This is a genomic window from Streptomyces sp. NBC_00045 (assembly GCF_045041095.1).
GTDB lineage: Bacteria > Actinomycetota > Actinomycetes > Streptomycetales > Streptomycetaceae > Streptomyces.
This window is the reverse complement of sequence record NZ_CP108271.1, coordinates 148,414-168,284: the sequence shown is the minus strand read 5'-3', so window position 1 is coordinate 168,284 and position 19,871 is coordinate 148,414. Positions and strand designations below refer to the sequence as shown.

19 protein-coding genes, 1 tRNA gene and 4 pseudogenes are annotated in these 19,871 nt (G+C 70.0%); 13 read left to right on the top strand and 11 right to left on the bottom strand.

Annotated features, from left to right (window positions below; genetic code table 11):
• Positions 1 to 503: 503 nt before the first annotated feature.
• A pseudogene (locus OHA65_RS00970) lies at positions 504 to 733 on the top strand (IS630 family transposase); the annotation flags it as partial.
• Positions 734 to 1,002: 269 nt separating this feature from the next.
• On the opposite strand, the gene OHA65_RS00965 reads toward OHA65_RS00970, so the two are convergent.
• Positions 1,003 to 1,482: an SRPBCC family protein gene (locus OHA65_RS00965; RefSeq protein WP_327281130.1), complete on the bottom strand. Its 480-nt coding sequence runs from the start codon at positions 1,480 to 1,482 to the stop codon at positions 1,003 to 1,005.
• A 57-nt stretch (positions 1,483 to 1,539) separates the two neighbouring features.
• Between OHA65_RS00965 and OHA65_RS00960 the strand changes: the two genes are divergently transcribed.
• Positions 1,540 to 2,121, top strand: a complete 582-nt coding sequence (locus tag OHA65_RS00960; protein WP_327281129.1) for a TetR/AcrR family transcriptional regulator — start codon at positions 1,540 to 1,542, stop codon at positions 2,119 to 2,121.
• Between the two features lie 278 nt (positions 2,122 to 2,399).
• Here the strand turns inward: OHA65_RS00960 and OHA65_RS00955 are convergent.
• Positions 2,400 to 2,473, bottom strand: a tRNA-Met gene (locus OHA65_RS00955).
• A gap of 487 nt (positions 2,474 to 2,960) precedes the next feature.
• Here OHA65_RS00955 and OHA65_RS00950 point away from each other — a divergent pair.
• Positions 2,961 to 3,447, top strand: a pseudogene (locus tag OHA65_RS00950) (helix-turn-helix domain-containing protein); the annotation flags it as partial.
• A 419-nt stretch (positions 3,448 to 3,866) separates the two neighbouring features.
• On the top strand, positions 3,867 to 4,061 hold the full coding sequence (locus OHA65_RS00945) for a hypothetical protein (protein WP_327281128.1): 195 nt from the start codon (positions 3,867 to 3,869) through the stop codon (positions 4,059 to 4,061).
• Positions 4,062 to 4,070: 9 nt separating this feature from the next.
• Here the strand turns inward: OHA65_RS00945 and OHA65_RS00940 are convergent, their stop codons facing one another.
• Together OHA65_RS00940 and OHA65_RS00935 are read right to left on the bottom strand one after the other, a co-directional pair.
• The gene (locus OHA65_RS00940) at positions 4,071 to 4,478 is read right to left on the bottom strand and encodes a PPOX class F420-dependent oxidoreductase (RefSeq protein WP_327281127.1); all 408 of its coding nucleotides are present in this window, start codon (positions 4,476 to 4,478) and stop codon (positions 4,071 to 4,073) included.
• A 141-nt stretch (positions 4,479 to 4,619) separates the two neighbouring features.
• Entirely contained in the window at positions 4,620 to 4,868 is a 249-nt protein-coding gene (locus OHA65_RS00935) for a hypothetical protein (protein WP_327281126.1), read from the bottom strand.
• Here OHA65_RS00935 and OHA65_RS00930 point away from each other — a divergent pair.
• On the top strand, positions 4,851 to 5,126 hold the full coding sequence (locus OHA65_RS00930) for a hypothetical protein (protein ID WP_327281125.1): 276 nt from the start codon (positions 4,851 to 4,853) through the stop codon (positions 5,124 to 5,126). The two genes, OHA65_RS00935 and OHA65_RS00930, sit on opposite strands and share 18 nt — an antisense overlap.
• A 343-nt stretch (positions 5,127 to 5,469) precedes the next feature.
• Here the strand turns inward: OHA65_RS00930 and OHA65_RS00925 are convergent, their stop codons facing one another.
• A complete protein-coding gene (locus OHA65_RS00925) occupies positions 5,470 to 6,090 on the bottom strand; it encodes a TetR family transcriptional regulator (RefSeq protein WP_327281124.1) in 621 nt (206 codons plus the stop codon).
• A 105-nt stretch (positions 6,091 to 6,195) separates the two neighbouring features.
• Here OHA65_RS00925 and OHA65_RS00920 point away from each other — a divergent pair, with 105 nt between their 5' ends.
• The 3 genes from OHA65_RS00920 to OHA65_RS00910 all read left to right on the top strand — a co-directional run bounded on the left by OHA65_RS00920 (position 6,196) and on the right by OHA65_RS00910 (position 11,047).
• Positions 6,196 to 8,001 (top strand): CocE/NonD family hydrolase, encoded by a 1,806-nt coding sequence (locus tag OHA65_RS00920; protein WP_327281123.1) that lies wholly within the window; start codon positions 6,196 to 6,198, stop codon positions 7,999 to 8,001.
• Between the two features lie 506 nt (positions 8,002 to 8,507).
• Entirely contained in the window at positions 8,508 to 9,806 is a 1,299-nt protein-coding gene (locus OHA65_RS00915; RefSeq protein WP_327281122.1) for a cation:proton antiporter, read from the top strand.
• Positions 9,803 to 11,047, top strand: a complete 1,245-nt coding sequence (locus tag OHA65_RS00910; protein ID WP_327281121.1) for a SpoIIE family protein phosphatase — start codon at positions 9,803 to 9,805, stop codon at positions 11,045 to 11,047. Before OHA65_RS00915 ends, OHA65_RS00910 begins: the two co-directional genes overlap by 4 nt.
• A gap of 158 nt (positions 11,048 to 11,205) precedes the next feature.
• On the opposite strand, the gene OHA65_RS00905 is transcribed toward OHA65_RS00910, so the two are convergent.
• On the bottom strand, positions 11,206 to 12,474 hold the full coding sequence (locus OHA65_RS00905) for a phospholipase D-like domain-containing protein (protein WP_327281120.1): 1,269 nt from the start codon (positions 12,472 to 12,474) through the stop codon (positions 11,206 to 11,208).
• A 150-nt stretch (positions 12,475 to 12,624) separates the two neighbouring features.
• Here OHA65_RS00905 and OHA65_RS00900 point away from each other — a divergent pair, with 150 nt between their 5' ends.
• From OHA65_RS00900 to OHA65_RS00890, 3 genes are all read left to right on the top strand, one after another.
• Complete coding sequence (locus tag OHA65_RS00900; RefSeq protein ID WP_328761104.1) at positions 12,625 to 13,038, top strand: SRPBCC family protein; 414 nt, start codon at positions 12,625 to 12,627, stop codon at positions 13,036 to 13,038.
• Positions 13,038 to 13,475, top strand: a complete 438-nt coding sequence (locus OHA65_RS00895; protein WP_327281118.1) for a MarR family transcriptional regulator — start codon at positions 13,038 to 13,040, stop codon at positions 13,473 to 13,475. Before OHA65_RS00900 ends, OHA65_RS00895 begins: the two co-directional genes overlap by 1 nt.
• A gap of 132 nt (positions 13,476 to 13,607) precedes the next feature.
• Entirely contained in the window at positions 13,608 to 14,303 is a 696-nt protein-coding gene (locus tag OHA65_RS00890) for a MerR family DNA-binding protein (protein WP_328761102.1), read from the top strand.
• Positions 14,304 to 14,466: 163 nt separating this feature from the next.
• Here OHA65_RS00890 and OHA65_RS00885 read toward each other — a convergent pair.
• A pseudogene (locus OHA65_RS00885) lies at positions 14,467 to 15,227 on the bottom strand (metallophosphoesterase family protein).
• A 150-nt stretch (positions 15,228 to 15,377) separates the two neighbouring features.
• On the opposite strand from OHA65_RS00885, the pseudogene OHA65_RS00880 reads away from it, so the two are divergent.
• Positions 15,378 to 15,587, top strand: a pseudogene (locus tag OHA65_RS00880) (FAD-dependent oxidoreductase); the annotation flags it as partial.
• 130 nt (positions 15,588 to 15,717) lie between these two features.
• On the opposite strand, the gene OHA65_RS00875 reads toward OHA65_RS00880, so the two are convergent.
• From OHA65_RS00875 to OHA65_RS00860, 4 genes are all read right to left on the bottom strand, one after another.
• Positions 15,718 to 15,867 (bottom strand): hypothetical protein, encoded by a 150-nt coding sequence (locus OHA65_RS00875; protein WP_327281116.1) that lies wholly within the window; start codon positions 15,865 to 15,867, stop codon positions 15,718 to 15,720.
• A gap of 76 nt (positions 15,868 to 15,943) precedes the next feature.
• On the bottom strand, positions 15,944 to 16,264 hold the full coding sequence (locus tag OHA65_RS00870) for a hypothetical protein (protein ID WP_327281115.1): 321 nt from the start codon (positions 16,262 to 16,264) through the stop codon (positions 15,944 to 15,946).
• 528 nt (positions 16,265 to 16,792) lie between these two features.
• The gene (locus OHA65_RS00865) at positions 16,793 to 17,050 is read right to left on the bottom strand and encodes a cold-shock protein (RefSeq protein ID WP_405760730.1); all 258 of its coding nucleotides are present in this window, start codon (positions 17,048 to 17,050) and stop codon (positions 16,793 to 16,795) included.
• A gap of 1,037 nt (positions 17,051 to 18,087) precedes the next feature.
• Positions 18,088 to 19,419 carry a hypothetical protein gene (locus OHA65_RS00860; RefSeq protein WP_405760728.1) on the bottom strand — a complete coding sequence of 444 codons (1,332 nt, stop codon included), beginning with the start codon at positions 19,417 to 19,419 and terminating at the stop codon, positions 18,088 to 18,090.
• 239 nt (positions 19,420 to 19,658) lie between these two features.
• Here OHA65_RS00860 and OHA65_RS00855 point away from each other — a divergent pair, with 239 nt between their 5' ends.
• Entirely contained in the window at positions 19,659 to 19,832 is a 174-nt protein-coding gene (locus OHA65_RS00855) for a hypothetical protein (protein ID WP_405760726.1), read from the top strand.
• The last annotated feature ends 39 nt before the right edge of the window (positions 19,833 to 19,871 follow it).

Here is a 19,871-nt window from a genome sequence, read left to right as displayed (position 1 = left end):
GCCGAGCCACGGTCCAGCGGCCATGATCATTCTCCGCGCTACATCCTGTACCGCAACCACTCACACCCGTGGCCGCGGGGGGTAGTGGAGGGCGTCGACCCGGAGCAGGTGCGTGCGGCGCTGCGGGGCCCGATCGGTGCCGGGGTGGCGGCGGACCGGCTGACGGAGGCCCTCGGGGTGCCGCTGCCGATTCTCCGGCCGAGGGTGACCGCGGCGGCGGTCGGACACCTGGTGAAGGCCGGTCTCCTGGTCTACCTCGGCGGGGACACGCAGTTCCCCGACGTCGATCCGGACCAGGTGGCCGCGCTCGGCCGCCGCCGGGACCTGCCTGCCTGCCCTGCTCGACCGGCACGTGCCGCTGGACCCGGAGCAGGCTGCGGTGCGGCTCGGGGTCCGCCGGCTGGAGTTCGATGTCCTGGTGAAGACCGGGTTCGTGGTTCTGGTGGGGTCGGTGGAGGTTGACGACAAACGGCAGGGTGGCGTGACCGCGATCCGGATCCTCGATGACGCCGCCGACCTCCCGCACCTGGAGCCGGCGCGGACCCACCCCGGGTCATCCGGGTCCGTGGACGCTCCCAGGGACGCTTCTCCATCGCCGCCCTGTGCTGTTACAAACCCGGGGAACGCTCCCGCCTGATCTACCGACCCAAACGACACCGATCACAAGGCCAGAGGCCGCAAGAGCTTCGCCCGGACCGAGTACCGCGACCTCCTCATCGCCGCCCACCAGCAGCTCGTCGACACGCAGGACTGGCTCACGGCCTATCACCTGCCGCCCTACGCGCCCGACCTCAATACGGTTTCCGGCGGTGATCAGGATCGTTGGGGCGGGTGATGCTGCTGGTCAGCCAGGGCTCGGGAGAGCCGCGAGTCGCTGGACCGCGTTGGTCATCACGTCGTTCCAGGGCCAGCGACGGCTGAATCGAAGGTGCCGGCGGCTGGCGGTGGTGACAATCCGGGCGGCGTCTATTGGGCCTTGCCGGGAGCGCGGGTCCGGGCCGGTCAGTGTTCTTTGGGGGCGATGGCCATGAGCAGCCGGACATACGGGGACCAGCGGGCGCGCCGGGCCGGGTGTTCGGCTCGGTCGAGGCTGTCCTCCAGCAGCGCGTCGTGCAGCCAGCGGTAGGCCAGCGGCCAGCTCAGCCGGGCGATTCCGGTGACTCGCATGGACAGAGTGTGCCGCAGCACCGTGCGATCGTCGTCGACCGGCAGCACGGCGTACTCGTGGAAGCCGTGGAAGCCGCGAGGGCCGCTGAAGGTGAACCGGACCCAGGTTCCCGGGACGTACGCGGCGACCGTGTAGCGGACCGGGCCGTGTCCGCCGTTCGCGCCTGCGGACAACGGGCGATCGAACTCCATGGGAGACCAGGTCCGGTGGGGCCAGAGCCGGTCGGCCGGGCCGTCGGAGAGGGAGTCGAGGAGGGCGCCGGCCTCGGCCGCGTTCATCGGCAGCAGACGTTCGTGGACGTTGTGGACGGGCATGGAGCTCCTTGAATTGGAGAGTAACCTCTAATTGAATTAGAGGTTACTCTCTGATTCATGCCGAGACCACCCCGCTTCGACGCCGACGAGCTCCTCGACGCCGCCGTCCTCCTCGCGGCCGCCGGCGGCCCGGCCGCAGTCACCATGTCCGCGGTCGCCCAGACCGTCGGAGCGCCCAGCGGATCCGTCTATCACCGATTCCCGGGGCGCCCTGCGCTCCTCGCCGAGGTGTGGCTGCGTACCGTCGAGGACTTCCAAGAGGGGTACCTTGCCGCTCTCGACGGCGACCCCGACCCCCGCAGGGCGGCCCGCGCCGGGGCCCGACACGTCGTGGCCTGGAGCCGGGCCCACCCGCGGGAGGCGGCGCTGCTCCTGTACGGCGCCGAAGAGTTCGGCCGGGCTGGCTGGTCCGAGGAACACCGGGAGCGTGCGGATAGAGGCAACGAGCGGGTGTTCGCCCGACTCGGCAGGCTCGGCGCGGCCTTCGGCCTGACCGGGCCCGAGGGCCGCGACCGGATCGCCCTGGCCCTGATCGACCTGCCGCTCGGGGTGATCCGCCGCCCCCTGAGGGCGGGCCACCCGCTGCCCCCGCACGCCGAGGACCTCGCCGAGGAGTCCGCGGCCGCCCTGCTCGGCTGAACGGCGTTGCAGAAGGCCCGGTTCGGGGCATTCGCCTGTACGGGTGGGGTGTTGCGGACTGGGCCGGTGCGGGTGGAGAGGCTCACGGGTCTGTCGATGGGTCGTTCTCCGAGCTGCCGAGGGTGGCGCGGGAGCGGCGGGGGAACAGGCCCGGTGGTAGCCGTCCGTAATGTCTGCCGGTGGCGGACCGGATGCCGAACGGGCCGCCAACCCCGGAAGCGTCCCGGCACGGCGGAAGGGCCCGGATCCATTTCAGGATCCGGGCCCTTCCGGTGTAGTAGCGGGGACAGGATTTGAACCTGCGACCTCTGGGTTATGAGCCCAGCGAGCTACCGAGCTGCTCCACCCCGCGTCGGTGAGCCCCACCCTACGGCACTGCCGGGGTGCTGTTCGACCACCTTTCCTGCAGGGTGCCAGCCGACGGGTTCCTCTGGGGTGACGGGGGTCTCGTTGAGCGCTGCGCGTTTCGAGGCGGTGCACGCTTTCAGGTATTCGCCGCTCTGCTCTTGCCGGGCTTGGGCTTGGGCGTGCTGGGCCCAGGGCGTGGGAAGCGCTCGCTCGCGATTGTGGGTGTCACCGCACAGTTGGTGGGAGCGTACCGGCGAGTACAGATGTTTCTGATCAAGCATGCGCGGCTGTGCGGGACGAACTCGCGTCCCGTATCGGCGCCCTGCCGGCTGACAGCGAACTTCGCCAGCTCCTCACCCGCGCCCTGGCTAGGTGTATTGCCCCGGGAGGTTGTGGACAGTGATCCAGATCTCGGCGGAGGTGTCTTGAACGGGTGAGGGCCTTCCGGGTTCGGTGTGGATTGCGACGTCTACATCGACCGAAAGGCCCTCGTGCCCCACCGTAATTGCACCCCTGACCGAGTGCGGACGCCTGCGGATGGCCCGCTGCGTTGTCGAGGACGGCTGGCCTCTGCGGCGGGCCGCCGAGCGTTTCCGGGTCTCGCCGACCACGGCCCAGCGGTGGGCCGACCGCTACCGCGATCAAGGTGAGGCGGGCATGCGTGACAGGTCCGCGCGCCCGCACCACAGCACACGCCGGACCCCGACCCGCACCGAACGCCGGATCATCAAGGTCCGCCTCGCCCGCCGGTGGGGACCGGCCCGCATCGCCCACCTCCTGGACCTGGTGCCCTCCACCGTCCACCGCGTCCTGACTCGCTTCGGGCTGGCCCGCCTGAACCATCTGGACCGGGCCACCGGCCGTGTCATGCGCCGCTACGAGCGTGAACGCCCCGGCGAGCTCGTCCACGTGGACATCAAGAAACTCGGCAACATCCCCGCCGGCGGCGGACACAGGACCCTCGGTCGGCAGGCCGGGCGGCCGCAAGAAGCGGTCCCGCCTGGGCTACAGCTACATCTTCACACTACGACTGATACGCGGTCCGCTCGATCGAAGTCATCCCCACCCCGCCCGACACCCAGTCCCCGCCGGGTGCGCTGTACGCACCCGCGCGGGATCATCGGGGCGTCAGCGCCGGGGGAGAGTCGGAACAGCGGAACCCGGGTCAGGGCCAAGCCCTCGGTGGTGGGCCCGAAACGCGGACTCACGCTTTCAAGAACATCCCACTGCCCTTTTGGGCTCACCTTGGCTGGACCCCTCCGGGGGGTGAGGCGACGCTGCGGGAGCTGGTACACGGGTTCAAGACCCGTGGTCCGGTCTACCGGCGCACGGTGCAGACGACGCTGAAGGCGTCGTACACCAACCACTAGCGGCGCGGGCTGATCAAGCTGCTGGACGTGCTGGAGTTCCGCTCCTCCAGCCATGCCCACCGGCCGGTGATCGAGGCCCTGACACTGGTGGCCCAGTACGCGAACGCGGGGAACACGACGTACTACCTGCTGGGCGAGACAGTGCCGGTCCTGACGCAGTCCGGTCCGGTGAACTGGGAAAACCCCGAACCAGTTCGAGCCCAGTGCGACGCCGGTGGATAAACGGCAAGCTCAGAGTGAGCCGACGACCTTTCTGGGGGTGATGCGGACCACGACCCGTTCGGCGTCCTCGGCCGACGCCGGGTTGAAGTCCGCGTAGCCCTTGCCGGTGTACTTGCGCGACAGCTCGTCGATCAGTTCCTGTCCGCCTTCCGTGGTCAGGATGGCCTCGCCGCGGATCTCGGCGTAGGTGTAGGGCGCGTTCGCAGGGTTGATCATGACGGTGACCCGGGGGTCCCTGCGCAGGTTGGTCTCCTTGCGGCGGCCGACGGTCGTGGAGAACAGCAGGTCGTCGCCGTCCCGGGCGAGCCAGGTGACGGACAGCTGCGGACTGCCGTCCGGCTGGATGGTGGCGATGGTCGCGAAGACAGGGGTGTCGTCGATGAGCTTCTGCAGGTCGTCGGAGAGTGCAGCGGACACGGGGCGGGTTCCTTTCCTCGGCTTGCGGCTGTCTTCGGACGGACGGGCTTTCCATCGCTGAAGATCAGCAGCCGACAGCCTGCAAAATCACCGTTCCTCCCGCAAGCGCATCGGGCGCGCCGGATCGAGTCCTTCGACGGTTCACCCGTCCGGCTGAGTCCCACGGTGGGCGAGGCCGTCGAGGGCCAGGGCGAGCGGGTGTTCGCGGCGGGTCGCGAGAGTGGGGGCCTGGCCGGTGATCCAGCTGAGGGCGTTGACCAGGGTGAACAGGTCGGTGCCGTCCGCGTCGGGGTGGATCCGACCGGCGTCCTGGGCGCCCTGGAGCAGCTGGTGTACGAGGAGGTGCCCCGGCCGGCGGCAGGACCGGGCGAGATGCTGGTGAGGGTCCATGCGACCGGGAACAACCCGGTGGACCGGTACGCGCGGCAAGGCTTCACGGTGCTGCCGGAGCAGCTCCGCCCGGATCCCGATGCCCGGGCTCGTCGGCGCCGGGACCTCCCCGACGTCCTCAGGAGCCACGCTTCCGCCTCGCAGAACTTCAGCAACAGCGCGAACCCCGACCGGCTCGCCCCCGACCACCGAAGCGATCATCGGCGCGACTCGTACAACGCGACCGAGACCGCGTCCGCCTTGAACTCCGGCGGATAGTGCTTCATGACCACGGGACATCCGTTCTTCTGGACCATCAAGATCCAAGTCTCTCGGGTGTCCAAGATTCGGGGTCAAGGCCCGTCGACGACGTCGCAGCCGTCGGCGCATTCCTGGCCGAACCCGCTGTCGGCGGGCCGGGGCAATGATGCCCCGCGACCGCAAGCACTTCCACCGAGGCCTGGATACGGGCACGCAGCCTCTATGCAGGAGCTCCGCGAATTCGGAGGTCCCAGGTGTGCGCGTACAGGCTTCCCGCGCCCGAGAGCGGAACGGCGCCGCGCGCCGGCGGGCTTGTCGGAGCGCCGGAGAACCATTGGCGGGATTCGCTGGACCGGTCGGGTCAGCCCGGGCTCGGGCCGTCGTCGCCGGGGCTCAAGGGCAGGGGGCCGGTGAGGTAGTGCTGGATGGTGGGGGCGAGGAGGTCGGTGACGGAGTCGGCGGGGAGGGTGGCGATGGTGCCGATCTGCCAGATGTAGCGGTTCATGACCATGCCGACGATCTGGGTCGCGATGAGGCTGGCCCTCAGGTTGCGTTCGATGTCGGGCAGGCTGTGGGAGACGACGGCCAGCACGAGTTCGGAGAACAGCTGCCGCAGGCGTTGCAGGGCGGCGGGTTCCTGGGCGGCGGTGAGGATGATGGAGCGCAGGATCTCGGCGGAGACGGGGTCCTCCCACAGGTCCAGGCTGGCCTGCAAGAAGGCGTGTCCGCGCCGCTCCATGGGTTGGCCGGCGGCGGCGGCCACGGCTGCGCCGAACGCCTCGGGGGGTTGCATCACCTCTTCCAGCAGCCCGGTCTTGGTGCGGAAGTAGTAGTTCACCAGGCCGGGGTCGACGCCGGCCTCCTGGGCGACCGATCGGAGTGAGGTCGCGGCGTAGCCGCGTGTGGCGAAGGATCTGCGGGCGGCGGCGACGATCTTGTCCGCCTGCTCTCCGCGTTCACCCCGAGGGCCTCGGCCAGTCACACCGCATCACCTTCCGTAACGGTTCGAAGAGGGGGCTTTCCCTCAGCGAGAGTTTCAGCATACGTTGAAATTAATTTCCACGCATGAGGAAATTAGGAGCTGGCCATGCGTACGATGAAGAACGAGTGGATCACTGCGTCTGACGGCGCCCGGATCTGCGCCGATGTGTATCTGCCGGAAGGGGACGGGCCGTTCCCGGCGCTGTACGCGGTGGCGCCGTACCAGAAGGACCTGCTGTACCTGCCGGCCGTGCCGATGTTCCGGTTCATCGAGACCGGCCCCCTCGACTACTGGACCGGCCACGGCTATGCCGTCGTGGTCGGTGACCAGCGCGGCACCGGCAGGTCCGAGGGGCAGTTCGAGCTGTTCGGCCCCGCCGAGCAGCGCGACTTCTACGACACCATCGAGTGGATCGCCTCCCGCTTCTGGTCGACCGGCAAAGTGTCGATGATCGGGGAGAGCTCCTACAGCGTGAACCAGTGGCTGGCCGCCGCGCAGCGCCCGCCGCACCTGACCTGCACGCTGATCTACAGCGGGTTCACGGACGCCTACCACGACGCCGTCTACCACGGCGGGGTCTACTCCATGGGGTTCCTCAACTTCTGGTCGACCGACAACCTCCGCGCCGGCGCCACGATCGGCGGCGGCACTCCGCCCCGGCCCGGCGGCATCACCGCCGACCTCATCGGCATGACCCTGGACCGGCCCATGTTCGACGACTGGTGGGAGCAGCGAGCGGTGAAGGTGGAGGACATCGACGTCCCTGTGCTCAACATCGCCTGGTGGTACAGCGTCGGCCTGCACCTGCGCGGTCAGCTCGACGGCTACGAACGGCTCACGGGCACCGACAAGCGCCTCGTCGTACTCGCCGGCACCGACAGCCACGAGCGCTACTACCAGCCCGATTTCCTCGACACCTACATCCGCCCCTGGTACGACCACTGGCTCAAAGGCGTCGACAACGGCGTCATGGACGGCCCTGCGGTCCGTATCCAGGTCGCCAACTCCGGACGCCAGCCGCGGGAAGAAGCCGAATGGCCACCTCGGCGCGCCGTGCCGATCACGCTCTACCTGGACCCCGAACCCGCACACGCCGTCATCTCACTCAACGACGGCAGCCTCGCCACCACCCCACCCACCGGGCCGGCCGCAACGGCGACCGTCTACGACTACCCCAACCCCGAGTGGACGGTCGGCACCACCGTCATCACCGACGGCATCCCACAGCCCACCCGGGGCATCCTCACCTTCACCACCCCGCCCCTGGAACACGACACCGACTTCCACGTCAAGATCTCCGAGCAGCAGGCCGTGCCCAAGCTCAAGGAGATCCTCATGCGCAGGATCGCGAAGAACGTACCGCCGCCCTCCGCCATGGTCACCCGCGGCTGGCTGAAGGCCTCCCACCGCACCCAGCCGCCCCAGCCGATCGAGCCGGGAACCGTCGGCCGCTACGAGATCGAGGTCTGGCCGACCTCCTACCTCTTCCCCAAGGGCAGCCGAATCCGCCTGGAGATCGCCAAGGACGGGGCGATCCACTGGTCCAGGCTGCGCGGCACCACCTGGACCTCCGAGGGCGCGCTGCCCGGCCACCGTACCCGGAGCAACATCGGCCTCGCCGTCTTCGACGGCAAGCTGATGTGCGTCCACCGGGACCCAGCCCGCCAGCAGCTGTGGTGGTCCGCCTTCGACGGCGCAGGGTGGAGTACGGACACCGCGATGCCGGGTCACAGCAGCAAGTACGGTCCGGCGCTGGCCGTGCACCGGGACCGGACCGGCACCCGCGACCAACTCCTCTGCGTCCACCGCGGCCACGCCCAGCGCTTCGTCACCGAGACCGGGGAGCTGCTGACCGACGAGGACCCGGCGGGGCTGCACGAACTCGACGACCCAGGCTCCGCCGCCGACTGAGACCGGGCCCCGCACGGCGAACGGGGGCATGTCGGCGGGGGCCCGGGCCAAGGCGCCGTCGAACGCGCCCCGGCCGTCCGGCCAGGGGGCGAAAGTCCGCCCCATCGGCCCGCGCCCACGCGAACCACCAGGCCGGTCAGCGGCACGGACCCGGAGTTGATGGAACGGCTGACCTGCAGGTGCTCGACAGGACGAACCGTCGGCGATCACCTGGTCGTGGTGGAGCAGGAAGGCTTCACGGAGGGTGCGCCGCCGGGTGGTCCGACCGGCTGCGCCGGCCGTGCACAGCGCCGCAGCGGCCGCCCGGCTCGGGCGGCCGCCGCTGGTTGGGCCGACCGGGCCCAGTTGGGCGCGTTCGGAACAGGTTTCCCCTGGCCTGGCCGGCAGCCCCGTAGGGTCGGACTTCGCGTCGCCCTGTGAGGCGGGACGGGCGTCCCCGGGCGCCCGGGGACGCCGCCCGTGGCGCGTGACCCGGAGACGACGGATGCCCGGTGTGAGGAGTGCGGATGAACGGCTGGGCCGTCGTGATCCCCGGGGCCGCGGTCGTCGGCTACGGGGCGCTCTCACGGCGCTTGTCGACGACGGTGCTCTCGGGACCGATGGTGTTCATGATCGTCGGGCTGGCGATCGGCCCACTGGGCCTGGACCTGCTGGACGCCGAGCAGGATCCCGAGGTCACGCGGGTGCTGTTGGAAAGCGCGCTGGTGCTCCTCTTGTTCGCGGACGCGGCGGGGATCAAGGCCGGGGACCTGCGCCGGGAGGAGTTCTTGCCGCTGCGGCTGCTCGCGGTGGGCCTGCCGGTCACGATGGCTCTGGGGTGGTTGGCGGCATGGCCCCTGCTGCCCGGCCTGGGCGTGTGGGAGCTGGCCCTGGCCGCCGTCATCCTCGCGCCGACGGACGCCGCGCTCGGGCAGCAGGCCTTCGCCAACCGGCGGGTACCATCGCTGATCCGCGGCGGCCTGACCGTCGAATCCGGTCTGAACGACGGTCTGGCCCTGCCGTTCTTCGTCCTGGCGCTCGCGGCGGCGGACGAGGGACACGGCCATCCGGGCGTGGCCGAGACCTTCCTGCGGGCGCTGCTGCTGAGCGGCGCGATCGGATGGGCGGCCGGCTGGACCGGGGCGAGCCTGTTGCGCTGGTCGCTCGCCCGGGGGTGGAGCAGCTCCGACTGGCGGCAGTTCCTGGTGCTCGCCCTACCGGTCATCGCCTATGTCCTGTGCGCCGTGGGCGGGGGCAGCGGCTTCATCGGTGCCTGGGCCGCCGGCCTGGCCTTCGCCATTCACCTGCGCCGCACCCCCGCCGGCCCGGGTGTCCGTGGCCAGGACCCGGATCCCGCGCAGAGCACCAGGTTCACCGAACGCCTCGGCCTCCTCCTCGCCTCGCTGAGCTTCCTCGTGTTCGGCGCCGTCATCCTGGGACCGGCACTCCAGTACCTGACCTGGCGCACGGTCGTGTACGCGCTGCTCAGCCTGACGATCATCCGGATGCTGCCCGTCGCACTCGCCCTCGCCGGCACCGGCCTGCGTCCCGCCTCCGTGGCCTACATCGGCTGGTTCGGTCCGCGCGGGCTCGCCTCCCTGGTGTTCGGCCTGCTCGCCCTCGAAGCGCACCTACCCGGGGAGAAGTTGCTCAGCGAGGTCGTCGCCGTGACCGTGGGCCTGAGCATCATGCTCCACGGAGCATCCGCGCCCGTCCTGGGCGACCGCTACGGCACGTGGTTCACCAGGACGCTCCGGGTGGAACCGAACCTGCGCGAGAACGCACTCGCGGACCACGACGTCCCACGCCGGAGAGGTGGAGCGTGAGCACTTTCGACATCGACATCGACTTCGCTGCGGTTTTTCACGCCTTGCCGGGCGCGGTCGCCCTGCTGACCCCGGACCTGAGGTTCGCCGAGGCCAACGAGGCCTACCTGTCGCTGTCGGGCCGTACTCGTGACGAGGTGATGGGCCGCTACCTATTCGACGTCTTCCCCGACAATCCCCGCGACCCGGCCGCGAGCGGCATGCGCAACCTGTCCGCGTCCCTGCGCAGGGTCGCTTCCACCGGGGAGAGCGACAGCATGGCACTGCAACGCTACGACGTGGAAGACCCCGACCGGCCAGGGATGTGGGAGGAGCGGTACTGGAGCCCGGTCAACGTCCCCGTGCTCGCTCCGGACGGCGCCGTGGCGCTGGTGCTGCACCGGGTGGAGGAGGTCACCGAGCTCATGCGTGCCCGCGGTCCCCGCAGAGGAGGTCAGGGTGACCGGGTCCTGGAGGCAGAGCTCTACAGCCGCGCCCGGGAACTCCAGGAGCTCAACCAGCGCCTGCGCGACGCCCACGCACGCGAACGCGAAGTCGCACTCCACCTCCAGCAAGCGATGCTGCCCGCGCCCGGCCCGCTCGGCCACCGCGCAGCAGTGCGCTACCGGCCCGCCACCGGATCCCTCAACGTGTGCGGCGACTGGTACGACCTGATCGACGTGATCGATCTGCCCCACCGCGACCACACCGCCGTCGCCGTCGGTGACGTCGTCGGCCACGGACTGCAGGCCGCCGGCGTCATGGGCCAGCTCCGCAGCGCCCTGTCAGCCGTCTCCCGGGTGGCAGTCGGGCCCGCCCAGGCCCTCGAAGTGCTCGGCCTGTACGCCCGCCATGTCGACGGCGCGGAGTCCGCCACCGCCGTCTCGGTCTTCGTCGACTGGGCCGGCCACAGCCTCACCTACAGCAGCGCAGGCCACCCGCCGCCCTTGCTCTGCCACCCGGACGGCACCGTGACGTTCCTCGACCAGGCGACCGACCCCCCGCTCGGAGCCCGCCCCGAACACGTATCCCGCCCTCAGAGCCGGATCGCCTTCACCGAGGGCTCCACTCTCGTCCTTTACACCGACGGACTCGTCGAGCGCCGCCACGAGGACATCGACACCGGCCTGCGCCGGCTCGCCGACTCCCTCACGCGCCACCGCAGCGCCGACCCCGACGAGCTCGCCGACGCCCTCCTGACCGACCTGATCCCGCCCGCCGGCATGACCGACGACACCGCCCTTGTCATCCTCCGCCTCTGACCGCACGGCCGCCGACCTCGGCGGAGCCAAAACCTGAAGCATCACCGGACCGTCGCGAACCGATGCGCACGCGCGACCAGATCCTGGACGGCACTGCGTCCACCGAGGCCATCGCGATCTGGGTTCGCGGTCCCGTTCGAAGACCCGTCAGATCCTGTCTAGGGGTTCTGCCGGTCAGCGGCGGTGCGCTGAGCACGGAAGTTCTCCCGATAGGCGTCGTGCACCGCCGCGTCCTGGTACTTGAGCAGCGCCTCGTCGTTGCTGACGAGCCCGCTCACCGTGTACGGGTGGCTGCCGGTGAAGACGATCTTCTGGTCGGGGAGCCCCTGGTAGGTTCCCTCGATCAACAGGTACTTGGAGTGCGTCGCCGTACGGCCCTCCGCGTCGTCGTCCAGCTTGTGCAGCGTGATCCCGCCGAACCTGGTCGGCTTGGCGAGCTGGTCGGCGATCGCGGTCCCGCTGTTGTCGAGCTTGCGGTAGACGATGTCGACGTAGCAGCCCGCGTCGTCGAGCTCCCACAGCTTCTTGGCCACCTCGGCACGGGTGATCTGATGCATCGCGATCCGGATCACCGTGCGGCCGTCAGTCGTGCCGTAGCCCGCAGAGTTGCCGTGGCAGGCCGGCCGGCCACTGACGGGATCGTCCACCGTATTGAGGATGTTGAGGATGACGTCCGAGTCGGACCGGGGGAAGAAGTACGCCTTCGCCTTGCCCGCCTGATACTCCGTCGGGTAGTCGGAGGTCTGCTTCGAGGGGTCCGCCTGGGCCGCCGTCAGGGCGCCGAAGTACCCGGCGTATGCGGAGTAGAGCTCGGGGTTCTCGACCACCGTCAGGGCGTCGTTCCACGCCTTCTGGCGGTCCCACGCCGTCTGATTGGCCGAGGTCTGCACGACGACGTCGTGGACGGGAACGGTGCCCGTCGCGCTGCCGGTGGTGCTGGAGAAGAGCAGGAACTTGTTGTGGTTGACGCCGTAGTAGCCGTCCGCCGGGTTCGGGTCCTTCGCCAGACACGCCTGGTGCTCGGCGCAGACCCGCACCCACGAGGCCCCTGACGTGCCGGTCTTCTGAGCCAGCCCGTCGGCGAGCTTCCCGTACGTCCCGGAGCCCGCGTAGTGCTTGAGGCTCTCGCTGTCCAGGAGCACCTCGACGTTCACCCCGCGCAGGTGCGCCGCACTCAGCCGCCCCGCGAGCCAGTCCGACCCGAGGACGTACATCGAGACCTTGATGCTCGACCCCGGTACGGCGCCGTCGATGAGGCGCGATATGTGCGCGAAAACCGCATCCTGCCGCGCCGGATCGGTCGGGTCGTTGAAGGTGGCACCCGTGGTCACGAGCGGCGCGGCATCGGCGACAGCGGCCGTGGGGATGCCGGCGAGCAACGCCGCCGCCCCGACGGTGAGGGCCATTACCGATTTGATCTTCATCATGGCGGTCACTCTATTCAGGCGGGGAAACGACGCAGTGCTTCGGCCCTGCGCGCTCGTCGGGCGGGCCTACGCTCCACGCGGCCACGCTGGACATTTAGTCTGCGTGAAGATAATCTGTGTGCAGATTAATCGAGGAAATGGGGAAGCGTCATGTGGACGTACGAGCACAGCGTCGATACCGCCGGCGCGCCCGAGGCGGTCTGGCAGCAGTGGGCGGACGTGGCGAACTGGGGTGTTTGGAACGCGGACATCGAGAAGATCGAGGCCACCGGCCCGCTCGTCGCCGGTACCCGCATCACCATGCACCCGGCCGGCCAGGATCCGGTGGAGCTCACCCTGGCCCAGGTCAGCGCTCCCGAGGTGTTCGTCGACGAAGCACGCTTCGCGGGGCTGCTGTTCCGCACCACGCACCGCGTGACCGCCGAGCCGGGCGGGGCGCGCATCACCTACCGTATGGAGATCACCGGCGCCGAAGCCGACGAAATCGGCCCGCAGGTGGGCCCCGGCATCACGGCGGATTGGCCGCAGACGATGGCCGCGCTGGCACGACGGGCGGAGGCCTGATGCTGACTCCGGGCGCAAGCCCCGGCTTCCTGCTCTGGCACGCGACGCTGCGCTGGCAGCGTGAGGTTGCGGCGGCACTGGCGCCCCTCGGGCTCACGCACGTGCAGTTCGTCCTGCTGGCCTGCATCTGGTGGCTCAACCGCGAGGGCGGCCACCCCAACCAGCAGGCCGTGGCCCGGCAGGCCGGCACGGACGTCAAGATGACCTCGCAGGTGCTGCGCACCCTGGAGACCAAGGGCCTCATCGAGCGCGAGATCGACCCCGCGGACACCCGAGCCAAGCGGCTCCGGGCAACCCCCGAGGGCGCCGACCTCGCCCCTCGCGCCATCGCGGCGGTGGAAGCGGTTGACGCGGCCTTCTTCGCCGTCTCCCCGAGCGCCGAGACCCTCACGGTCCTGCAGGCCCTGGCATCGGACCCCACGGCGGACAGCGACTGAGGGGTCCGACGGACGGAGTGAGCGACGAGTGATCTCGCCCCGGCGCCGCAGTCCTGCACCCTGCCCATCGAGGGCGGCCCTTGAGGGCCGCGGAGTGGGACGCGGAGTGGGACGCGCTTCACCGAGCGGCTCGTGGCTGCGTCCTGGCCCCGGCCGCTCCGTCTGCGCCTGGACCCCAAGGGCGGGCCGGGTGTCGAAGAGCGCGTGCGTGAACTGGTGGAGCGCGAAGGCGGCCGCTGCTCGTTCTTCACCTTCGGCATCGACACCGAACCGGAGTCGGTGCGTCTGGACGTCTCGGCCGGCCCGGCGTACGAGGCGGTGCCGGGAGCCCTGGGCGCCCCTGGCCGCGCGGAGTGTCGCGGCCGCGGGGTGACGGTGGTTGCGGGGCCTGCGCAGCGGGCAGATCGCGGAGGCGACGGGGTGAACATCCGGACGCTGCGCTACGCCGAGTGGCGCGGCCTTCTCGCGGCGCCCGGCCGCAGCCCCGGCGGTCACCGTCCATACGCCGAGGAGGCCGTCACCGCTTTGCGGGTGATCAAGGCCGCCCGGCGGCTGGGGTTCACGCTTCAGGAGGTTGCCGAGCTGCCGGAGGCCGGCCGCCGCCGGCCCGGCCGCTCCGGGACAGGGCTCCAAGGCCGCGCTGTGGCCAAGCTCGCCGAGGTCGACGTAGAGATCGCCGACCTCACCACGATCCGCATCGCCCTGGCCGCCCTGGCCGTGCCAGCCGTCGGCGCCTGCTCGCCCGGCCGGCGCCGCTTCCGCTGCGCCTGCGCACCTGAGACAGCCGGTGAGAGCGGGTGCGGCTGCACACGACCGCCGCCCCCCTGAAGCTCCGACGTGCGGCCAGGCGCCCCGGCTGACAGCGGATCGGGGACTCATCGCAGCCCGCCGCTGGACGGAACCTGATCCGCCGATACCTCACCCATTCGATGACGAAGCGCTTGTCGTCATCCGAATTCCGGGGTGTGCGGCCTTCGCCGGGTGCACGAAGTCACGGTGCGTGGCTGCGTCCGTCCCGAGGGGCGAAGCCTTCGAGAGCATCTGCGTCTGACGCTCGCGCGTGGAGGAAGTAGTGGGCCCACTCGGCGATTTCGGGGTAGGAGGAGTCCTGGGTGACCTGGAGGACGGCTGCCTCGATGTCGAAGGTTGTGGAGCGTAGTTCGATGCCGGGGCCAGGAGCGCCCAGTGCGCCCCGGCCCGTCCGTAGGGCATGCCGATGCTGCCGGGGTTGATCACGAGCAGGCCGTCGACGAGGCGGACGAACGGCATGTGTGTATGCCCGCAGACCACCGCGCGGATATCGGTGTCGACCCCGCTGAGGACCTCTCGCCAGCGGTCGAGGCGTGAGTCGACCAGGACGACCTCTTCATCGTTCCGGGGGGTGGCGTGGCAGAACAGCACCTTCCCCAGGCCGCGTACGGGCAGGGAGATCGATTGCGGCAGTCGGTCAAGAAGGTCGATGTGGTCTCTCCGCAGTTGTTCGGCGGCCCAGGGAGCGATGGGATCGGGAATCGAGTCGCGCCGGCCGCGGCGGTATTCGACGAGTTCACGGTCGGCATTGCCGCTGATCCACACGACGCGGTCGCCGAGAGAGGTCAGCCGGTCAAGAACCAGGGTCGGCTGCGGGCCGGCTGTGATGTCGCCGGTGAGCACGATGCGATCGGCGGCGCTCACTTCCGGTTCGGCGAGCACGGCGTCCAGGGCGGGCAGGACGCCGTGAATATCGGACAGGACGGCTACTCGGTTCAGCATGGTCACCACTGTGGGACGAGGTCTCCTTGGAGGAGGAGCCGTTCGCCCGACGCGTAGAGATGACCGCTTCAACGCCCGTGGTCGCCGGGGGCGTACTCCTTCGAGGTACCTCCCACGTTCTTCCGCACCTGCGCCCTCTTGGGCTGTAGCGTGCCCCACACCCTGGCCGCCCTGTCGGCCATCAAGCTGGTGAAGGGCACCCGCGAACTCGTCGAATCCATCGCAGGCCAGGTCCACTTCGCCGACATCCGCCTGGACTCCGCCGTCCGGCGCCTCGTCCAGAACGACGGCGGAGTACGCGTCGAAGTCGAAGGCGGCGACACCGTCGAGGCACTGACTGCGCTGATGGCCCTGCCCATGAACGTGCTGAACAGTGGGGGAGGGGCGCTGCTGCGCGCGGCACTGAAACTGACGGAGGCCGGCGACGCCACTCCCCGCGGGCAGGGAGCGGCTTCGTCGCCCGCCACCTTGGGGCGGGCGGTTGCGGGCGTCAGTCGCCGGTGCCGCGGTGGACCTGTGTCCGCTCTACCTCGTGGGTCGGACCCTTGCGGTCCAAGGTGCTACACGCGTCCGCGATGTCCTGGGTCAGGCGCTCGATCTGCTCGCGGTGCCGGCCGGGAGCCGCCGGGTTCGCCGGCATTGACCGGTGCGGTGGACTTGTTCGAGGGCTGTGACGGCACCGGGCGGAGCACACAGCGACCGGGGCTGCTGCGCTCTCACGCCGGGGGCGGGGGCAGAACGAGAATGTGGTCGTCTTGGGTTTCGGTGGTGAACCCCGCTGCACGGAGCGCGGCGTCCAGAGCGAGACCGGTGGCGTGGTGCAGCCCGGCCAGCCCTGTATCGGCCTCGCCCGCCGGGTGCGGGCCGCTGGTGCGGGCGTGCAGTTCGTCGATCTCTTCGGGCAGCCAGCCCACCATCACGCCGCGGGCGTGGCGGACCAGATGCACGCCCTGCCCACCCCCGCTCCCCGGATCGAACCCCGCTTCGCGAAGAGCGGTGCGCACCGCGCCCAGGAGGTCCGTCTCGTGATCATCCACAGGTCGCACTGTAGAGGGCCGAGCATGGCGGGTGCGCGCTCTGTGGTGGGACCCGACCGGGATGGCTTCAACCGGCCGGGCCCCGCACGTATGGACCTGCCCTCTCGTCGCCCTGCCAACGTGACATGCACGAGCCCCGACTGCGGGCCGGGGAATGCCGGGCGGGTGACGCGCTCACGCCTACGGCTGCACCGGCGCGCGGCCGGTATCAGGGTGGTTGAGGATGCGGGTTTCCGTTGTCCCCTACTGGACTGGAGCGATTCATGCTGGAGCGTAGGCCGCGCAAGAGCGGTCCCGATGTCACGTTCGTTCTCCCGCGCGAGATTCCGCCGGGGCCCGTGAGCGTGATGGAGGATTTCAACGACTGGCAAGCCCGGCGTCCGCACCCTCCACCCGTGCAAGGACGGAAGGCGCGCGGTCACGGTCGCACGGCCCGGCCCTCCCGCTACCTGCGGCGGGCGACTACTGGTTCAAGGACGAGAGCATACTCCCTGTGGAGTCCGAAGCGGCCAGGGCGGGAGCCGGCTATCAAGGCGCCTGCCCGTCGCTGTCCTGCCCTGGTCCGTGGTGGCTGCGGGAACCCTCCGGACGGCGGATGTTGTCGGCACGTAGCCCCGCGCTGTCGTGGGTGATGTCGAAGAGGACTCTGTCGCCGGGACGCATATGGGGTCCCTTGTCATGAATCGCCCGGACCTCGGCTTGGATGTCCGGGCCGGTCCCGTCCTGGCTGATGAGACCGGTACCCCGGTCAGGGTCGAACCACTTCACGAATCCGCAGGGTGACATGCTTTCCCTCCTCATTGGCCTGATCTGGAACCCGACACTGTCCGCCTGCTCTCGGACGGAGGGGAGGCGTGATCAGGGGCGTGATGCAGTGGACTCCGGCGTGGCTGCAGCCGGCGGGCGCCCCTCGCACGGTCGGCTGCGGGGGCTTGTCGGCCCGTCGCCTGCGCGGGAGCAGACGATGCAGGCTTGTTCCCAGACGGGCCCTCACTCGCCGCTCTGCCTGAATGGGCCCCCGGCCCCGAGCTCACCCCCGACGGGCCGTCGCGCCCAACGCCGGCACCCCGGCAGTCGCGCATCACGAGAGGGCGGTGGAAGTTCCGCTTCGGTTCTCGGCGCAGGAGCTGCCCCGGAAGCAGTTTCCTTTCTGGCTCAGGTTTTGTGGTCCGTTACGGTCGGTCACCGGCTGAGGCTCTCATCCGGGTGAGTTCACAGCGAACCGAGGAACGGGGCTCGTAGAACTGCAACGACTCCCGATGACTGCCGGCGAGCGCCCCGAAGCATGGCGCGGCCCGGGCCGCGCCATGTGAATCGCCGGTCGGCGCGGAGTCACGCTGCCGCCGAACCGATCCAGTTCGCCCCAAGTTCATGGAAGGAATCCCGGAAGGCTCAGCCGCTCATGAGGGTGCATCCGGTGGAGCCCTTGCCCTTGCAGGAGTGGAGCAGGACGTGCCTTGCCGAGGAGCCCGAAGCCGGCACGGCCGAACATCCGGAGCTTGCCGGGCTTTCGTCGTCGGCGCCCGGCGAGAGCGGATCGGCACCGCCTTGCCGGCCGCCACAGCCCACCCCCCCCATGTCGCACCACTCGCCTTGGCCCTCTCGACGAGTCTTGCGAGAGTCGGAGTTGGTCACGAACGGGAGTGGCCCGCAGCCGGGTCCTCGACCACGCCCGCCGGCCCGGGGCCGGCGGGCGCCGGAGGTCAGTTCGAGACCGCTCCGGAGGAGTAGTTGTCCGTGCCGCGCAGGTGGTAGTGCTCCCCGTACAGGCCGCCCGTGCAGGATGGCGTTCGTAGCGGTGGTTGAGCCGGCGGTAGCCGGTCTTAGGGCAGGCCTCCGACGGGGACGGTCAGCGCCGTCGCCTCTGCCTCGGTTTCGCGGGTCACGGGGATCTCGGGGGTGCGGAACCGGTCGAGGAGGGCGAGGGCGATCGCCGGGACGGCCAAGTAGAGGAGTAGGACGACCAGTGCCTGGGTCGTTCCGTGGCCGTCGAAGTAGATCGTGTTGCGGAGCAGGAGGTATGCGTTGCGGGGAGGCAGGAACGGGCCGATGTCCCGCCAGAACGCCGGAAGGTAGGGGACGCCGTTGGCGCCTCCGGAGGAGGGGTTGCCGAAGAGCATGACGACGATGACGGTCACGAGCGTGCCGGCGGCGCCGAGGAGCTTTTGCAGGACGGCGGCGACCGTGGCGACGCCGGCGATGACCAGCGAGAGGATCGGCCAGACGATCCAGCACTTCTCCAGGGGGTAGCCCTGGAGCCAGGGGCCGACGACGAGGTTGACCAGCAGGCCGGCCAGGACGGAGAAGCCGAGGAGCGCGGTCAGGCGCCGGCGTCCGGTGGCACTGCCGGTGACGGTTCTCAGCATGGTCGAGGCCATGTAGCCGCCGACCAGGAGCGGGATGAGCATGAGGGACACGACGAGGCCGAAGGGGTCCTTCTTGGCCAGTGGGTGGGGCGCGTACTGCTTGACACTGAGCGGGTGCCCGAGCTTCTTCGCGGCGATCTCGAAGTTCACCGCCAGGTCGAGGGGGGCGACGTCGCTGAGGGTGGGGACGACGAGCAGGGTGTTCGATGCCTGTCCGGGGATGAGTGCTCCGTAGATCTCGGCCCGGTCGATCGCCTCCTTCGCCGCCTGTTCATTCGCGTACTGGGTGACCTTGAGGGAGAGGTTGCTCCGGGTCGCGGCCAGGAGCGGGGAAGGGCTGACGGTACCGAAGGGCATGTCGGTCGCGACGGGTTCGTGTGCCGAGCTCATGTAGTTGACGGTGAACAGGCACTGCATGACCCCGGCGATGGCCAGCGCGACGAGTACCCGGACGGCCGTCTTCGGGCCCGCGGTGGGCGCGGCCGGGACGTCGGCCGCGTCGGGCGTGTCCGAGGGGGCGGTTGCACCGACCCTTTTGACGGGCTGCCAGCGTCCCAGGTAGCCGATGACGATGCCGCCGGCCAGGGCGTACAGGCCGAGGACGATCAGCGGTGTGGCGATGTTGTTGCCGTTGAAGTAGATGACGTTGCGCACCAGGGTGATGGCGTGCTGGGGTGGGAAGACGGCGCCGAGGTGCTGCCAGTAGTCGGGCAGGAGGGTGATGCCGACCCCGCCGGCCGCGGAGCCGCCGACGATGATGAACAGGGTCGCGACCGCGAGGGTGCCCACGGGTCCCAGGAGGCGCTGGAAGGCGGCGGCCCGCGAGGCTGACCGAGGCGGCGATCAGGATGAAGCAGGGCAGGAGCGGCCAGAAGTGGCTGTTGGAGTAGGCGCCGATGCCCGGCCCGGCGATCAGGTCCGTCAGCAGGGCGCCCACCGCCGAGTAGCCGACCAGCATCGCCACGTGCCAGGGCGCCGCTGCCGTCCTGGTCGTCTTGAGCAGCAGGACGGCCGCCAGGTAGCCGCCGATGAGCAGCAGCCCGGAGACGCCGCCGAGGCGGTCGTTCTTCGGCAACGGCTTGACGGTCTTCACCGTCAGGGGCCTGTCGAGCTTCTTGGCCGCGTCCTCGAACGCGGCTTCCAGCTCCACACGCCCGAAGAAGCTCTTCGCGGGGACGACGATCAGCATGTCGCTGGCCTGACCGGGCAGGTAGGCGCCGTAGAGCTTGCTCTGCCCGATC

Excerpts from the sequence above, each read along its gene's own strand:
- OHA65_RS00930 (WP_327281125.1), top strand. The coding sequence starts at position 4,851 with ATGCTGGTGAGGGTCCATGCGACCGGGAACAACCCGGTGGACCGGTAC.
- OHA65_RS00920 (WP_327281123.1), top strand. The coding sequence starts at position 6,196 with ATGCGTACGATGAAGAACGAGTGGATCACTGCGTCTGACGGCGCCCGG.
- OHA65_RS00905 (WP_327281120.1), bottom strand. The coding sequence starts at position 12,474 with ATGATGAAGATCAAATCGGTAATGGCCCTCACCGTCGGGGCGGCGGCG.
- OHA65_RS00915 (WP_327281122.1), top strand. The coding sequence starts at position 8,508 with ATGAACGGCTGGGCCGTCGTGATCCCCGGGGCCGCGGTCGTCGGCTAC.
- OHA65_RS00900 (WP_328761104.1), top strand. The coding sequence starts at position 12,625 with ATGTGGACGTACGAGCACAGCGTCGATACCGCCGGCGCGCCCGAGGCG.
- OHA65_RS00935 (WP_327281126.1), bottom strand. The coding sequence starts at position 4,868 with ATGGACCCTCACCAGCATCTCGCCCGGTCCTGCCGCCGGCCGGGGCAC.
- OHA65_RS00865 (WP_405760730.1), bottom strand. The coding sequence starts at position 17,050 with ATGTCACCCTGCGGATTCGTGAAGTGGTTCGACCCTGACCGGGGTACC.
- OHA65_RS00895 (WP_327281118.1), top strand. The coding sequence starts at position 13,038 with ATGCTGACTCCGGGCGCAAGCCCCGGCTTCCTGCTCTGGCACGCGACG.
- OHA65_RS00875 (WP_327281116.1), bottom strand. The coding sequence starts at position 15,867 with ATGCCGGCGAACCCGGCGGCTCCCGGCCGGCACCGCGAGCAGATCGAG.
- OHA65_RS00855 (WP_405760726.1), top strand. The coding sequence starts at position 19,659 with ATGAGCAGCAGCCCGGAGACGCCGCCGAGGCGGTCGTTCTTCGGCAAC.
- OHA65_RS00960 (WP_327281129.1), top strand. The coding sequence starts at position 1,540 with ATGCCGAGACCACCCCGCTTCGACGCCGACGAGCTCCTCGACGCCGCC.
- OHA65_RS00965 (WP_327281130.1), bottom strand. The coding sequence starts at position 1,482 with ATGCCCGTCCACAACGTCCACGAACGTCTGCTGCCGATGAACGCGGCC.